This is a genomic window from Nocardioides speluncae (assembly GCF_003121585.1).
GTDB classification, from domain to species: Bacteria; Actinomycetota; Actinomycetes; order Propionibacteriales; family Nocardioidaceae; genus Nocardioides; species Nocardioides speluncae.
In genome coordinates this window covers 84,186-96,705 of the sequence record NZ_QEOO01000011.1, presented here as the reverse complement: position 1 = coordinate 96,705, position 12,520 = coordinate 84,186, and the positions used below count along the sequence as shown (strand labels likewise).

General features: G+C 68.0%; 13 protein-coding genes and 21 tRNA genes. 10 read left to right on the top strand and 24 right to left on the bottom strand.

All coding sequences use genetic code 11. The features are described 5' to 3' along the window. Positions 1 to 5: 5 nt before the first annotated feature. The 6 genes from DDV73_RS05325 to DDV73_RS05300 all read left to right on the top strand — a co-directional run bounded on the left by DDV73_RS05325 (position 6) and on the right by DDV73_RS05300 (position 4,334). Positions 6 to 809 (top strand): hypothetical protein, encoded by an 804-nt coding sequence (locus DDV73_RS05325; RefSeq protein WP_109506194.1) that lies wholly within the window; start codon positions 6 to 8, stop codon positions 807 to 809. Between the two features lie 112 nt (positions 810 to 921). After that, positions 922 to 1,905, top strand: coding sequence for an NAD(P)/FAD-dependent oxidoreductase (locus DDV73_RS05320; protein ID WP_206050721.1), 984 nt, complete (start codon positions 922 to 924; stop codon positions 1,903 to 1,905). 6 nt (positions 1,906 to 1,911) lie between these two features. After that, positions 1,912 to 2,427, top strand: coding sequence for a pyridoxamine 5'-phosphate oxidase family protein (locus DDV73_RS05315; protein ID WP_109506192.1), 516 nt, complete (start codon positions 1,912 to 1,914; stop codon positions 2,425 to 2,427). After that, positions 2,424 to 2,627: a ferredoxin gene (locus DDV73_RS05310; RefSeq protein WP_240617132.1), complete on the top strand. Its 204-nt coding sequence runs from the start codon at positions 2,424 to 2,426 to the stop codon at positions 2,625 to 2,627. The genes DDV73_RS05315 and DDV73_RS05310 overlap by 4 nt, the downstream gene beginning before the upstream one ends. Further along, positions 2,624 to 3,523 (top strand): 3-oxoacyl-ACP reductase, encoded by a 900-nt coding sequence (locus DDV73_RS05305; protein WP_109506191.1) that lies wholly within the window; start codon positions 2,624 to 2,626, stop codon positions 3,521 to 3,523. The genes DDV73_RS05310 and DDV73_RS05305 overlap by 4 nt, the downstream gene beginning before the upstream one ends. 52 nt (positions 3,524 to 3,575) lie before the next feature. Then, the gene (locus DDV73_RS05300; protein WP_109506190.1) at positions 3,576 to 4,334 is read left to right on the top strand and encodes a glucose 1-dehydrogenase; all 759 of its coding nucleotides are present in this window, start codon (positions 3,576 to 3,578) and stop codon (positions 4,332 to 4,334) included. Between the two features lie 42 nt (positions 4,335 to 4,376). On the opposite strand, the gene DDV73_RS05295 is transcribed toward DDV73_RS05300, so the two are convergent. The 17 genes from DDV73_RS05295 to DDV73_RS05225 all read right to left on the bottom strand — a co-directional run bounded on the left by DDV73_RS05295 (position 4,377) and on the right by DDV73_RS05225 (position 6,219). After that, a tRNA-Cys gene (locus DDV73_RS05295) sits at positions 4,377 to 4,451 on the bottom strand. A 15-nt stretch (positions 4,452 to 4,466) separates the two neighbouring features. Next, positions 4,467 to 4,554 (bottom strand) — tRNA-Ser (locus DDV73_RS27730). Positions 4,555 to 4,672: 118 nt separating this feature from the next. Further along, positions 4,673 to 4,746: transfer RNA gene (locus tag DDV73_RS05290), tRNA-Thr, on the bottom strand. 1 nt (position 4,747) lies between these two features. Beyond that, positions 4,748 to 4,823 (bottom strand) — tRNA-His (locus DDV73_RS05285). 2 nt (positions 4,824 to 4,825) lie between these two features. Beyond that, positions 4,826 to 4,899 (bottom strand) — tRNA-Arg (locus tag DDV73_RS05280). Between the two features lie 36 nt (positions 4,900 to 4,935). Next, positions 4,936 to 5,009: transfer RNA gene (locus DDV73_RS05275), tRNA-Arg, on the bottom strand. Between the two features lie 5 nt (positions 5,010 to 5,014). Next, positions 5,015 to 5,091 (bottom strand) — tRNA-Lys (locus DDV73_RS05270). 94 nt (positions 5,092 to 5,185) lie between these two features. Continuing rightward, positions 5,186 to 5,258 (bottom strand) — tRNA-Gln (locus DDV73_RS27725). Between the two features lie 25 nt (positions 5,259 to 5,283). Next, positions 5,284 to 5,355, bottom strand: a tRNA-Asn gene (locus tag DDV73_RS05265). 21 nt (positions 5,356 to 5,376) lie between these two features. Beyond that, a tRNA-Phe gene (locus DDV73_RS05260) sits at positions 5,377 to 5,448 on the bottom strand. 1 nt (position 5,449) lies between these two features. Further along, a tRNA-Val gene (locus DDV73_RS05255) sits at positions 5,450 to 5,526 on the bottom strand. 1 nt (position 5,527) lies between these two features. Continuing rightward, a tRNA-Ile gene (locus DDV73_RS05250) sits at positions 5,528 to 5,602 on the bottom strand. A gap of 13 nt (positions 5,603 to 5,615) precedes the next feature. After that, positions 5,616 to 5,688 (bottom strand) — tRNA-Pro (locus DDV73_RS05245). A gap of 1 nt (position 5,689) precedes the next feature. Next, positions 5,690 to 5,766 (bottom strand) — tRNA-Leu (locus DDV73_RS05240). Between the two features lie 118 nt (positions 5,767 to 5,884). Continuing rightward, positions 5,885 to 5,956: transfer RNA gene (locus DDV73_RS05235), tRNA-Ala, on the bottom strand. Positions 5,957 to 6,051: 95 nt separating this feature from the next. After that, positions 6,052 to 6,138 (bottom strand) — tRNA-Leu (locus DDV73_RS05230). 9 nt (positions 6,139 to 6,147) lie between these two features. Continuing rightward, positions 6,148 to 6,219: transfer RNA gene (locus DDV73_RS05225), tRNA-Glu, on the bottom strand. A gap of 84 nt (positions 6,220 to 6,303) precedes the next feature. Between DDV73_RS05225 and DDV73_RS05220 the strand changes: the two genes are divergently transcribed. Then, positions 6,304 to 7,065, top strand: coding sequence for an HNH endonuclease signature motif containing protein (locus DDV73_RS05220; RefSeq protein ID WP_109506189.1), 762 nt, complete (start codon positions 6,304 to 6,306; stop codon positions 7,063 to 7,065). 13 nt (positions 7,066 to 7,078) lie between these two features. Here DDV73_RS05220 and DDV73_RS27720 read toward each other — a convergent pair. The 6 genes from DDV73_RS27720 to DDV73_RS05205 all read right to left on the bottom strand — a co-directional run bounded on the left by DDV73_RS27720 (position 7,079) and on the right by DDV73_RS05205 (position 8,634). Next, positions 7,079 to 7,153, bottom strand: a tRNA-Asp gene (locus DDV73_RS27720). 14 nt (positions 7,154 to 7,167) lie between these two features. Further along, a tRNA-Ser gene (locus DDV73_RS27715) sits at positions 7,168 to 7,252 on the bottom strand. Positions 7,253 to 7,272: 20 nt separating this feature from the next. Further along, positions 7,273 to 7,354 (bottom strand) — tRNA-Tyr (locus tag DDV73_RS05215). A 205-nt stretch (positions 7,355 to 7,559) separates the two neighbouring features. Continuing rightward, a tRNA-Trp gene (locus DDV73_RS05210) sits at positions 7,560 to 7,633 on the bottom strand. Positions 7,634 to 7,700: 67 nt separating this feature from the next. Further along, positions 7,701 to 7,847 (bottom strand): hypothetical protein, encoded by a 147-nt coding sequence (locus DDV73_RS27710; protein ID WP_154402616.1) that lies wholly within the window; start codon positions 7,845 to 7,847, stop codon positions 7,701 to 7,703. Positions 7,848 to 8,022: 175 nt separating this feature from the next. Then, entirely contained in the window at positions 8,023 to 8,634 is a 612-nt protein-coding gene (locus DDV73_RS05205) for a TetR family transcriptional regulator (RefSeq protein ID WP_109506188.1), read from the bottom strand. Between the two features lie 182 nt (positions 8,635 to 8,816). Between DDV73_RS05205 and DDV73_RS05200 the strand changes: the two genes are divergently transcribed. Genes DDV73_RS05200 through DDV73_RS05190 form a run of 3 tightly spaced genes read left to right on the top strand, consistent with a single transcriptional unit; the run spans position 8,817 to position 11,909 of the window. Then, entirely contained in the window at positions 8,817 to 10,076 is a 1,260-nt protein-coding gene (locus DDV73_RS05200) for a glycosyltransferase family 4 protein (protein WP_109506187.1), read from the top strand. Next, complete coding sequence (locus DDV73_RS05195) at positions 10,076 to 10,804, top strand: class I SAM-dependent methyltransferase (protein ID WP_109506186.1); 729 nt, start codon at positions 10,076 to 10,078, stop codon at positions 10,802 to 10,804. Before DDV73_RS05200 ends, DDV73_RS05195 begins: the two co-directional genes overlap by 1 nt. Next, complete coding sequence (locus DDV73_RS05190; RefSeq protein ID WP_109506185.1) at positions 10,794 to 11,909, top strand: glucosidase family protein; 1,116 nt, start codon at positions 10,794 to 10,796, stop codon at positions 11,907 to 11,909. Before DDV73_RS05195 ends, DDV73_RS05190 begins: the two co-directional genes overlap by 11 nt. Here DDV73_RS05190 and DDV73_RS05185 read toward each other — a convergent pair. Beyond that, complete coding sequence (locus tag DDV73_RS05185; RefSeq protein WP_109506184.1) at positions 11,868 to 12,512, bottom strand: class I SAM-dependent methyltransferase; 645 nt, start codon at positions 12,510 to 12,512, stop codon at positions 11,868 to 11,870. The two genes, DDV73_RS05190 and DDV73_RS05185, sit on opposite strands and share 42 nt — an antisense overlap. Positions 12,513 to 12,520 lie beyond the last annotated feature (8 nt).

Here is a 12,520-nt window from a genome sequence, read left to right as displayed (position 1 = left end):
GGGCGATGCCTACCAACGACAGCAGCAACGACAGCGGGAAGGCGAAGCGGCCCGTGGTGGGCTCGCGGACACCGGGCGTCCGCCCGCGCAAGGTCGCGGGACACCAGCGCCGCGAGACCGGCACCGAGCCGGACGACGTGACAACGCCAACCGAGGAGACGTCGCCTGAGGAGGCGACGGCCGAGCCAAAGGCGGCCGCGCCGCTCGAGCTGCGGAAGCCGAAAACGCCGAAGGCTGGGAAGACGCCGAAGGCGGCGAAGGTTCCCAAGCGCGGCCTCCTCGACCGCGGCTCGACGACGGCCGTCCTGGGCGTCGTACTCGCGCTGCTGGCCCTGCTGGCCGCCGCCGAGGCGGTCTACATCTGGGCGCCGGACGTGCTGGGTCAGGACGACCAGAAGGTGTCGTCCGAGACCCCGGTCGTGGTGTCGCAGCTGGAGGAGCGGGCCGCGGTCGAGGCGGCCTCCGACCACGCTCGCACCATCTTGTCGACCAGCTACAAGGACTACGACAAGCAGATGGACGAGGCGACCGAGCTGATGACCGAGGGCTTCCGGAAGGAGTACCTCGACACCGCCGAGCCGCTGGCCGACGACTACCGCGAGAACCAGATGGACCTGGAGGTTGGCGTGGTCGGGAGGTCGGTGGTGGAGGCCGACGAGGACAAGGTCGAGGCGCTGCTGTTCCTGAACCAGCTGGTGACCAAGGGGGCCGGTCCCGACAAGGGCAGCAAGTACACGCCGTACCGCGCGCTGGTCACGATCGTCCGCGTCGACGGCCGCTGGCTGGTGGAGAAGATCGAGGCCAAATGAGGCGGGCTCGTCCTGAGTCTCGTGTGGTGAGTGCGATCCCAAATCGGTAGAACGTGTTCTATATTGGGGAAATCGTTGAGTCGCACCGGCACGGAGAGGAAGGATCGACAGCGTGACCCCAGCTCAGAACGCAGTCGAGACCGATCTCCTCATCATCGGCGCCGGGCCCACCGGCCTGTTCGGTGCCTACTATGCGGGCTTCCGCGGCCTACGAGTGGCGGTGGTCGACTCGCTGCCCGAGCTCGGCGGCCAGATCACCGCGATGTACCCCGAGAAGCACATTCTGGACGTCGCCGGCTTCCCGACCATCAAGGGCAAGGACCTGGTCGCGGGTCTGGTCGCGCAGGCCGACACCGCGAGTCCGGCGTACTTCCTGGACCGCACCGCGCGCACGCTGACCGGCACCGATGACTCGGTCACGGTCGGGCTCGACGACGGCACCGAGATCACCGCTGGCGCCGTGCTGATCACCGCCGGCATCGGCAAGTTCAGCCCGCGGCCGCTGCCGGCCGGTGACGGTTGGCAGGGGCGGGGGCTGGAGTTCTTCGTCCCCGACTTCGACCCGTACGTCGGAAAGGACGTGGTCATCGTCGGCGGCGGCGACAGTGCGTTCGACTGGGCGCTGCACCTCGAGCCGATCGCGAAGTCGGTCGCGCTCGTACATCGCCGCGACGCGTTCCGCGCCCACCAGCGCACCGTCGACGCGGTCCGCGCCTCCAGCACCGAGATCATCACGAAGGCCGAGGTGACCGCGCTGAAGGGCGGCGACACGCTCGAGGCAGTCGAGATCACCCACGACGGGCAGACCGTGATGCGCGACGCGCAGGCGCTGGTCGCCGCTCTCGGCTTCGTGGCGGACCTGAGCGCGCTCCAGGAGTGGGGTCTGGAGCTGCAGAAGCGGCACATCGTGGTCGACTCCGCGATGCGCACCAACCTGCCGCGGGTCTTCGCGGCCGGTGACATCACCGAGTACGCCGGCAAGGTCAGGCTGATCGCCGTCGGCTTCGGCGAGGTCGCGACCGCCGTCAACAACGCCGCGGTCGCGATCGACCCGAGCGCGCACATCTTCCCCGGCCACTCCAGCGAAGGGACCTAGACGCGGATGAGCCAGCGAGACGCGGTCAAGATGACCGAGGCCGAGGTAGCCGACTTCCTGGAGAGCCTGATCAAGGTGCAGGCGGCGACGGTCAACCCCGACGGCTCACCCCACCTGTCCACGCTCTTCTACGTGATGCGGGACGGCAAGATCGCGTTCTGGACCTACGGCAAGTCCCAGAAGATCCGCAACCTCGAGCGCGATCCTCGGATCAGCTGCCTGGTCGAGGACGGCACCGACTACTTCGAGCTGCGAGGCGTGTCGATCTCCGGCACGGCCGAGCTGATCCGCGACCACGACGAGCTGCTTGACCTCGGCACCGCCGTGGCGATGCGGATGGTCGGAGCCGATGACCCGGCCGCGCTCGGCGAGATGGGTACGGCGATGGTCCAGAAGCAGGCACTCAAGCGTGTCGGCGTGCTGGTGACACCCGACAAGGTCGCCACCTGGGACCACGCGAAGATGCTGGCCGCCTTCGGTGGCGGCGACGACAAGGCCGACGAGAAGGAGGCAACGGCATGACCGGCATGAAGGTGAAAGTCGACTTCGACCTGTGCGAGTCCAACGCCTTGTGTGAGGCGCTGGCGCCAGAGACGTTCGAGCTCGACGACGACGACTTCCTGCAGATCCTCGACGAGAACGTGACCGACGAGAACCGCGAGGCGGTCGAGCGTGCGGTCGCGTCCTGCCCGAAGTCCGCCATCTCGATCGTGGCCGAGTGAGCGGCACGTCGCTGGACGGCCTGGTCGCCGTCGTCACCGGGGCCGGCGCCGGGCTGGGGCGAGCCGAGGCCACCGCACTGGCAGCGGCCGGCGCTCGCGTCGTACTCAACGATCTGCCGGGTGCCGCCGACGAGGCGGCCGAGGAGATCCGCGGTCGCGGCGGTGAGGCCGTGGTCGTGACCGGCGACGTGGGGGAGCGGGCTACCGCCGACGCGTTGGTGGCGGCCGCGCTGGACGAGTACGGCGCGCTCGACATCGTGGTCAACAACGCCGGCATCACCCGCGACCGGATGCTGTTCAACCTCAGCGACGAGGAGTGGGACCTGGTGCTGAAGGTGCACCTGCGCGGCCACTTCCTGCTGTCCCGCAACGCCGCAGCGCACTGGCGCGCGCGATCCAAGGAGACCGGCGCGCCGGTCTACGGCCGGGTCGTCAACACCGCGTCCGAGGCGTTCCTGACCGGCTCGCCCGGCCAGGCCAACTACGCCGCCGCCAAGGCCGGGATCACCGCGCTCACCCTGTCCACCGCGCGCGGCCTGGCCAAGCTCGGCGTCCGCGCGAACGCGATCTGCCCGCGCGCCCGGACCGCGATGACCGAGGCGGTCTTCGGAGCCGACGAGTCCGGCAAGACCGTCGACCCGTACTCGCCGGAGCACGTCGCGCCGCTCGTCGCCTACCTCGCCTCACCCGCGGCCGACGGCATCAACGGCCAGGTGTTCGTGGTGTACGGCGGGATGGTGGCGCTGCTGTCCGCACCCGTGGTCGAGCAGCGGTTCGACGCCAGCGCGGACCGCTGGGAGGCCGGTGACCTCGACAAGCAGCTCGGCGGCTACTTCGCCGACCGCGACCCGGGGCTGAGCTTCGCCGCCGACTCCGTGATGAAGCTGACCGTGTGAGCCCACTTCGTTGGTCGAGCTTGTCGAGACCACAGGCATGGAAGGAACCGACATGAACCGACTGGACGGCAAGGTCGCCATCGTGACCGGCGGCGCGCAGGGGCAGGGCGCGGCAATCTGCCGGGCGTTCGTGGCCGAGGGCGCGAAGGTGGTGATCGCCGACGTGGCCGACGAGCCGGGCGAGCTGCTGGCCAAGGAGCTCGGCGATGCGGCGTACTTCCAGCACCACGATGTCGGCGACGAGGACTCCTGGACCGCTGTCGTTGACGGTGTCAACGAGCGGTTCGGGCCGGTGACCGTCTTGGTCAACAACGCCGGGCTGCTGCGCTTCGGCGAGATCGTGAAGATGAGCCTCGATGATTACGACCTGCTCTACCGGGTCAACCAGCGCGGCGTCTTCCTCGGCATGCGCGCCGTCGTGCCGACGATGAAGGCTGCCGGTGGCGGTTCCATCGTCAACACCTCGTCCACCGAGGGGCTCGGCGGGATGGCCACGCTCACCGGGTACGTCGGCACGAAGTTCGCCGTCCGTGGCATGACCAAGGCCGCCGCGATGGAACTGGGCAGGCGTGGGATCCGGGTCAACTCGGTGCATCCCGGCATGATCGACACGCCGATGACCCAGGCGCACGGCGGCCGTGAGCTGCTCGACGCGGTCGCCGTCGCCAAGGTGCCGCTGCGGCGTACCGGCGAGCCGAGCGACGTCGCGCCGCTCTATGTCTACCTCGCCAGTGACGAGAGCAGTTACGTCACTGGAGCGGAGATCGCGATCGACGGCGGCGTCACCGCCACCCACGCCTTCGGCGGCTGACAGCGGCCTACTTGGCGGCGTACTCAACAGCGGACAGCAAGCTGGAAATCCCTCCCGGATTCGAACCGGGGTAAGCGGAGTTGCAGTCCGCTGCCTGAACCACTCGGCCAAGGGATCCTTGGTGCATCTGCGCGGAGAGGGCGGGGGTCGAACCCGCACGCCCCGAAGGGCAACTCGCCTAGCAAGCGAGCGCCGCCGCCGGCTGTCGGCTGGCCTCTCCATTGGTTGAGCTGGAGCCCCCACCCGGAGTTGAACCGGGCAACCAACCTTCGGAGGGTCGGTGGCAGGTCCGCTGACTGGAGGCATGCCGGTACTGCGCGGTGCTCTGGTGGCACCAGAGCCGAAGGTCGGAGTCGAACCGACGACAATCCGCTTACGAGGCGGCCCCTCTAGCCAGCTGAGGTACTCCGGCATGGGGTGACCGGGCGGAGTTGAACCGCCACCTCCAGAGCCACAATCTGGCGTGCAGAGCCGCTACACCACGGTCACAGCACCCTCGGCGCGACTCGAACGCGCAACCGCCTGGTTCGCAACCAGGACCTCTGTCCAGTTGAGCTACGAGGGCAAGTGCACCCGTGACGTCGGATGCGGACGACAAGCGCGCCTTCGGCAGGACTCGAACCTGCAACCGGCGGGGTAGAAACCCGCTGCTCTCTCCAGTTGAGCCACGAAGGCGAGATTGGTACACCGTCTCGGACTCGAACCGAGGACCATCGACTTAAGAGGACGCCGCTCTGACCGACTGAGCTAACGGTGCATGCGGCCGCCGTACGGCGACCTTGGTTGCGGGGCCACGAATCGAACGTGGGCCGACGGGCTTATGAGACCCATGGCGTCCCTGACACCCGCAGCTGCCAGGGAAGGGCTCGAACCTCCGTCCCCCAGAGTCAGAATCTGGGCGCGTAGCCGTCAACGCACCTGGCATCGGTCGCGTGGTGATCGCGAACAGCTGCTCGACCAGGACTCGAACCTGGGCCCTCCGGGTAACAACCGGGCGCTCTGCCTACTGAGCTATCGAGCATTGCGCTCCACGAGGGAGCTGTGGGACCGCGAGGAGTCGAACCTCGCCCTGCCGGGCTTCAACCGGCTGCGCCGCCTGCAACGCTTCAGTCCCTTGGTCGACCCGCCAGGATTCGAACCTGGACCACCTGTTTGTAAGACAGGAGCGCTGCCTGATTACGCCCACGGGTCGGTCGACCAGGAAGGATTTGAACCTTCGACTCCCTCGTTATCAGCGAGGTGCCCAAACCGGACTGGGCCTCTGGTCGTCTGTTTTTGCAGTCCGGATACGAGGACTCGAACCTCGCCTACCTGCTCCCCAAAGCAGGGGCGCTGACCCTTACGCGATATCCGTTTGGTACCCACCCAGGGAGTCGAACCCTGAACCTCCGGCACCTGAGGCCGGCGCCTCTACCAATTGGGCTAGGTGGGCTTGTCCATCAACTGCGAGCGGATGGCCGGCCTCGAACCAGCTACCTCCTGCCCGGCGCGCAGGCGCGCGTCCACATGCGCATCATCCGCGTGCACGGGTTAGCCGCCGTGCCGGCCGGTGGAGAGGGCGGGAGTCGAACCCGCAGTCGTCTGCATGCAAAGCAGGTGCCTTACCGTTCGGCCACGTCCCCAAATGTTGAGTGCTCACCGGGGGAATCGAACCCTCACGTCCCGAAGGGCACCGCGCCCTCAACGCGGCCCGTCTACTTGTTCCGGCAGGTGAGCCTGGTGCTCTCGGTGGGAGTCGAACCCACACGTCCCTCGGGACACCGGGCCTTGAATCCGGGGCGTCTGCCAGTTCCGCCACGAGAGCACTTCTTTGCACCCCCACGGAGAGTCGAACTCCGGCCTCGACGCTGAGAACGTCGTGTCCTGACCGCTAGACGATGGGGGCATGGTGAGGCGTGGTCTGAGATAGAAACTGCGACTCGTTGCTCACAATCGAATTCGCAAAAGAGGTGTGGGTATCGTGGCTGCAATGATCGCCAAGCACATCTCAGACACGACCCTGGAGGGCCTGGTGGCTGAGTCACATTCATTTCACGGTGTGCTTCGCCGGATCGGCATGTCGATCAGCGGGGACTCGCACCGACTCCTCAAACGACGAATCGAGGGGCTCGGGCTGGACACGTCGCACTTCATGCCATTCGCCGTCTCCGGACGCGGCGGCGCGGTTGTGAAGCGTCCGGCCGCCGACGTACTCGTCGCGCTGCCGCCGAAGAGCGCTCGCGTCGCCCGAAAGACACTCGCGCGATGCCTCGTCGAGGCTGGTGTGCCCGAGAAGTGCGCGACCTGCGGACTCACCGACTGGCTCGGGCAAGAGATCGTGCTGCACGTCGATCACATCAACGATGACCGCCTGGACAACCGGCTGGAGAACCTCCAGTTCCTTTGTCCCAACTGCCACGGCCAGAAGACGATCGCATCGCGAAGAGCCGCAAGTCTGGCCCGCCGGATGGCACTGCCCAAGACCAAGGATTGTCGGCGCTGCGGAGGCCCGATCATCGAGCGCCGCAACTACTGCGAGGAGTGTGTCGCCTTGGTCCACCGCGAGAACATCGACCGCATCAACGAACAGTTCCAGACATCTTGGCTGGACGATCGAGTTTTGCTGGATCTCTTGCGTGCTACGTCATACCGGTCTGTTGGAGCGATGCTCGGTGTCTCCGACAACGCCGTGCGCAAGAGGCTCCGCTCTAGAGGCATTGAGCCACCGCGCAAGTACCGCGGGAGGTCATGAGGTCCGGCGTACGCGCTTCCGGCCAGACTCGAACCGGCGGTCCCCTCGCTGACAACGAGGCGAGCACTCCTGGCTGCTCTGCGGAAGCTAGGTGAATCGCAGCGGAAGAGGTGGGAGTCGAACCCACACGCCCTCGCGGGCAGTCTGTTTTCAAGACAGGTGCCGCCACCAGTCGGCTGGCTCTTCCTGGGCTCCACGGGGGAGCGGTGCGCCGGGCAGGACTCGAACCTGCGATGCCCGAAGGCGGCGGGGCTACAACCCGCTGCAATAGCCGCTATGCGACCGACGCGTTGTGCCGAGGCGAGGTGGCTCCTCGCGTCGGCCTTGCTGTCCACTGTTGAGTTCGCCCCCACTCCCATCGCTGGGTGTGGGTCGGGAGAGGTTGCCCCACGGCCGCGTGATGCGTTAGCCCGGTGCCGCTGTGCTGGCTGGTCTCTCGACCAGTCCGCGGGTCCGGTGCCCGTGGGACCTTCCACGATGAAGTTGTTGTCCAGCAGGGGCGGCAGGTCTCGAACCTGCAACCTTCCGTGTTGGAGACGGATGCGCTCCCAGTTGCGCCACAGCCCCTGGAAATGCCGAAGGCCGCTGCGAGGAGCTGTCCTCGAGCGGCCTGCTGGTCTGCGCTTGATGCAGAACTAGGTCAGGAGCCGCTCCCGGGACGGGTTGCGGTGGCCGCGCTCGAAGGACTGGCAGTCATAGCTGTACGACGGCATGCGGAGGTCCGCCGCCTTGGCCAGCTTGGCTTCGGCAGCGGTGCGAGCGATGTGCCAACTGCTGCTCATGGCTCGTCCTTCCGCGTCGAGGTGCGGCCGCCCGGTGCGGCCTTCGATATCAAGAGTAGGCAGGTCCGCCGACAACGCGCACCTGCTTTTCGTGCCCTTGGTTTCGAGACGGTCGCTGCGCGACCTCCTCAACCGGCGGGCTAACGGTCGTTGAGCGACCTCCTCAACCAGCGGGCTAGTGGTCGCGCAGCAGCAGACGGACGGCGACGTCCATCGACTTGGTGACCTCTTCGGCGCTCTGGCGGCCGGTGACCCAGCCGACCAGGGCGGCCAGCCAGACGTCGCCGATCACGCGGGCGAGGGCGATCTCGTCCTCTGTCGGCTCGTGGGCGTGCTCGGGGCCGGGGTCCATGGCGGCGGTGAGCATCGAGGTCATCGCCAGGCCAACGACGTGGATCTCGTCCTTCACCGATGCGTCGGCGAACATGAACGCGCGAGTCAGCGCCTCGGTCAGGTGCGGGTCGCGCTGGAGGGACTTGGTGGTCTTGCTGAGCACGTTCATCACCCGGTCGGCCGGCGTGTCGCCGGGCACCGTCTTGCCCTCCATCGAGGCCAGCACCCGCTCGAACTCGCGGCCGAGCGCGGAGACCAGCAGGTGGATCTTCGACGGGAAGTAGCGGTAGAGGGTGCCGAGGGCGACCTCGGCCTGCTCGGCCACCGCGCGCATCTGTACGGCGTCGAACCCGCCCTTGCTGGCGAGGGCGATGGTCGCGTCGAGGATCCGGCGGCGCCGGTCGCGTTGCGCGGCCGAGCCCGGCTCGTCGTACGTGAGCGAGTTGCTGGTCACCGTTCTCCTTGCCGCGAATGTGACGCAGGTGACATGCCACCCTGCGGAACTGACGTTGTCGTCCGCCCGTTGGACAGGCTGTTTAGGCTATCAATCGTCAACGATGGTAGTAACACGTTCCAGTTTCGTCGTCACGGGGGCTCAGTGTGGGCGACACGCTGGCAAAAGAAAGGTCGCAGGCTTTGCGCATCGCAATGCTGTCGTACCGCAGCAAGCCGCACTGCGGCGGCCAGGGGATCTACCTCCGTCACCTCAGTCGTGAGCTGACCAAGCTCGGGCACCAGGTCGAGGTCATCTCGGGCCAGCCCTACCCCGAGCTCGACGAGGGCGTGACGCTGACCAAGGTCCCGAGCCTCGACCTGTACCGCGACCCCGACCCGTTCCGGGTGCCCGGCCTCGGTGAGTTCCGCGACCTCGTGGACGTCGAGGAGTTCGCCACCATGTGCGTGGCCGGCTTCCCGGAGCCGAAGACGTTCAGCAAGCGCGCGGCCAAGCTGATGAAGCAGCGCCGCGACGACTTCGACGTTGTCCACGACAACCAGGTGCTCGGCTACGGCATGCTCGACATCGAGCGCATGGGCTTCCCGATGGTCACCTCGATCCATCACCCGATCACCTTCGACCGCCGGATCGACCTGGAGGCGGCGCCGACGCTGCGCAAGAAGCTGACGCTGCGCCGGTGGTACGGCTTCCTGCGGATGCAGGGCAAGGTCGCCCGCAAGGTCTCCAAGATCCTTACCGTCTCGGAGTCGTCCGAGCGCGACATCGTCAAGGACTTCGGCGTCGACCCGGAGCGGATCCAGGTGATCCCGCTCGGCGTCGACGACGGCTTCCGGCCGCCGACCGAGCCCCGGGTGCCGGGCCGGATCGTCGCGATGGCCAGCGCGGACAGCCCGATCAAGGGCATCTCCACGCTGCTGGAGGCGTTCGCCAAGCTGCGTACCGAGCGCGACGTCGAGCTGCTGCTGGTGACCAAGCCGGAGCCCGGCGGGCGCACCGAGAAGCTCATTGAGGAGCTCGCGATCGGCGACGCGGTCCGGTTCGTCAACGGGATCAGCGACGCCGAGCTCGTGCAGGTGATGGGCTCGGCCGAGCTGGCCTGCGTCCCGTCGCTCTATGAAGGCTTCTCGCTGCCGACCGCCGAGCTGATGGCCTGCGAGACCCCGCTCGTGGTGTCCCGCGCGGGCGCCATCCCCGAGGTGGTCGGGCCGGAAGGGCTCTGTGCCGACCTGGTGCCGCCGGGCGACGTGGGCGAGCTCGAGCTCGCCCTCGCCGCCCTGCTCGACGACCCGGAGCGCCGGGCCCGGATGGGCAAGGCCGGCCGGGAGCGGGTACTGGAGAAGTTCAGCTGGCACGCGGTCGCGGTGGCGACGGCCGCGGCGTACGAAGAGGCCATCGCTGCGAGCGGAGCGAGCCAAACCGCGGAGAGGAACAACCGCTGATGCTGACCGTTGACTTCGACCGGCTCGGGCTCAAGCCCGGTGATCGCGTCCTCGACATGGGGTGCGGCGCGGGCCGGCACGCCTTCGAGATGTACCGGCGCGGCGGCGACGTGATCGCCTTCGACCAGGACGCCGACGAGCTGGCCGGCGTACTTGAACTGTTCGCAGCGATGAAGGAGGCCGGCGAGGTCCCGGCCGGCGCCGAGGCCGACATCAAGGAGGGCGACGCGCTCGCGCTGCCGTTCGCCGACGGCGAGTTCGACCGGATCGTTGCCGCCGAGGTGCTCGAGCACATCCCGGCCGATATCCAGGCGATCGGCGAGCTGGTGCGGGTGCTGCGGCCCGGCGGGACGCTCGCGGTGAGCGTGCCGCGATGGTTCCCGGAGCTGGTCTGCTGGCAGCTCTCCGACGACTATCACAACGCCCCGGGCGGCCATATCCGGATCTACTCCGACAAGGAGCTGATCGGCAAGCTCGCCAACGCCGGCCTTGAGTACGACGGCAAGGACTATGCCCACGGCCTGCACTCGCCGTACTGGTGGATCAAGTGCGCGGTCGGCGTCAACAACGACGACAACCCGCTGGTGAAGGCGTACCACCAGGTGCTGGTGTGGGACATCATGAAGACGCCGCGGTACAGCACCGTCACTCGCGCGGCCGAGAAGGTGCTCAACCCGGTGATCGGCAAGAGCCTGGTCCTCTACTTCCGCAAGCCGGATGCGGCGTAGCGCCATCCCCGCCGTCGCCGGCGTGCTCACCGCTGCCCAGGTCGCGCAGACCGCAGCGGGGATCGCGGCGATGCAGGAGGCCGACGGGGCCGTGCCGTGGACCGTCGGCGAGCACACCGACGCCTGGAACCACGTTGAAGGGGCGATGGCGCTGCTGGTCGGCGGGCAGCCGGCCGCCGCCGCGCGCGCCTACGACTGGTGCCTGGCCACGCAGCGCGAGGACGGCTCGTGGCCGATGAAGATCGTGGCCGGCGAGATCGAAGACGCGAGCGGCGAGACCAACATGTCGGCGTACCTCGCGGTGGGCGTCTGGCACCACTGGCTGGTACGCCGCGACCTGGCGTTCGTGCGCCGGATGTGGCCGAGCGTACGGCGCGCGCTGGACTGGGTGGCCGGGATGCAGCTGCCGTTCGGCGGCATCGCCTGGTCGCAGGAATGGAAGGACGGCAAGCCGGCACGCACGAATCAGGATGGCCTGCTGGCCGGCTCGTCCAGCATCTACCAGTCACTGCGGGCCGGTGTCGCACTCGCGGAGCTCCTGGATCGTCCGCAGCCGGAGTGGGAGCTGACCGGCGGCCGGCTTGGGCACGCTTTGCGCGAGCACAGAGATCTATTCCTAGACAAGTCGACATTCTCGATGGACTGGTACTACCCGGTGCTCGGCGGCGCGGTGCGCGGCGCGGCCGGTCATGCGCTGCTGGCATCGCGGTGGGACGAGTTCGTGATGCCCGGGCTCGGCATTCGCTGCGTCGACACCAACCCGTGGGTGACCGGAGCCGAGACCTGCGAGCTGGTGATGGCGCTGGACGCGCTGGGCGACCGGGAGCGGGCGGTCCGGCTGTTCGCCGACATGCAGCACCTGCGGCACGACAACGGCGACTACTGGACCGGCTCGGTGCACCCGGAGGGCGTGTTCTGGCCGGGTGAGCAGACGACGTACACCGCCGCCGCGGTGATCCTGGCCGCCGACGCGCTCAGCGGCACCACACCGGGGTCGGACATCATGCACGGCAGCTCGCTGCCCGCCCACTTCGACGAGCTCGCGCTGGAGTGCGGCTGTCCGTCAGCGGACCGGGTCGCCGGCTTCTCCGCGCGTACGTCGTAGCACCCGCATCGAGCCCAGCTGCTCGACCTCCTCGAAGTCGCCGCTGTCCAGCGCCCGCAAGAAGACGTGGTACGGCGGCTGGCCGCCGTCGGCCGGGTCGGGAAAGACATCGTGGATGACCAGTGAGGCGCCGCTCGCGAGCCACGGAGCCCAGCCGGTGTAGTCGTTCTGCGCGTGCTCCTCGGCGTGGCCGCCGTCGATGAACAGCATCGACAGCGGCGTCCGCCAGAGTGCACTGACCGTCGTGGACCTGCCGATGACCGCGACCACCTGGTCCTCGAGGCCGGCCTGGGCGATGGTGTGCCGGAAGGTCGGCAGCGTGTCCATCAGCCCGAACTCGGGGTCGACAAGCGAGGCGTCGTGGTGCTCCCAGCCCGCCTGGTTCTCCTCCGAGCCGCGGTGGTGGTCGACGGTGAAGACGGTACCGCCGACCTCGCGCGCCGCTGCTCCGAGATAGATCGCGGACTTGCCGCAGTAGGTGCCGACTTCGAGCGCGGGTCCGTGCGGCAGCCGCTCCGTGGCTACTCGGTGCAGCAGCAGCCCCTCGTCCTCGGGCATGAAGCCCTTCGCGGCGCGGGCATGTTCGAGCAGATCTGGCGGCATCACGCGGA

Coding starts and splice junctions, on each gene's coding strand:
- DDV73_RS05325 (WP_109506194.1), top strand. CDS start 6: ATGCCTACCAACGACAGCAGCAACGACAGCGGGAAGGCGAAGCGGCCC.
- DDV73_RS05315 (WP_109506192.1), top strand. CDS start 1,912: ATGAGCCAGCGAGACGCGGTCAAGATGACCGAGGCCGAGGTAGCCGAC.
- DDV73_RS05310 (WP_240617132.1), top strand. CDS start 2,424: ATGACCGGCATGAAGGTGAAAGTCGACTTCGACCTGTGCGAGTCCAAC.
- DDV73_RS05300 (WP_109506190.1), top strand. CDS start 3,576: ATGAACCGACTGGACGGCAAGGTCGCCATCGTGACCGGCGGCGCGCAG.
- DDV73_RS05220 (WP_109506189.1), top strand. CDS start 6,304: ATGATCGCCAAGCACATCTCAGACACGACCCTGGAGGGCCTGGTGGCT.
- DDV73_RS27710 (WP_154402616.1), bottom strand. CDS start 7,847: ATGAGCAGCAGTTGGCACATCGCTCGCACCGCTGCCGAAGCCAAGCTG.
- DDV73_RS05195 (WP_109506186.1), top strand. CDS start 10,076: ATGCTGACCGTTGACTTCGACCGGCTCGGGCTCAAGCCCGGTGATCGC.
- DDV73_RS05190 (WP_109506185.1), top strand. CDS start 10,794: ATGCGGCGTAGCGCCATCCCCGCCGTCGCCGGCGTGCTCACCGCTGCC.
- DDV73_RS05185 (WP_109506184.1), bottom strand. CDS start 12,512: ATGCCGCCAGATCTGCTCGAACATGCCCGCGCCGCGAAGGGCTTCATG.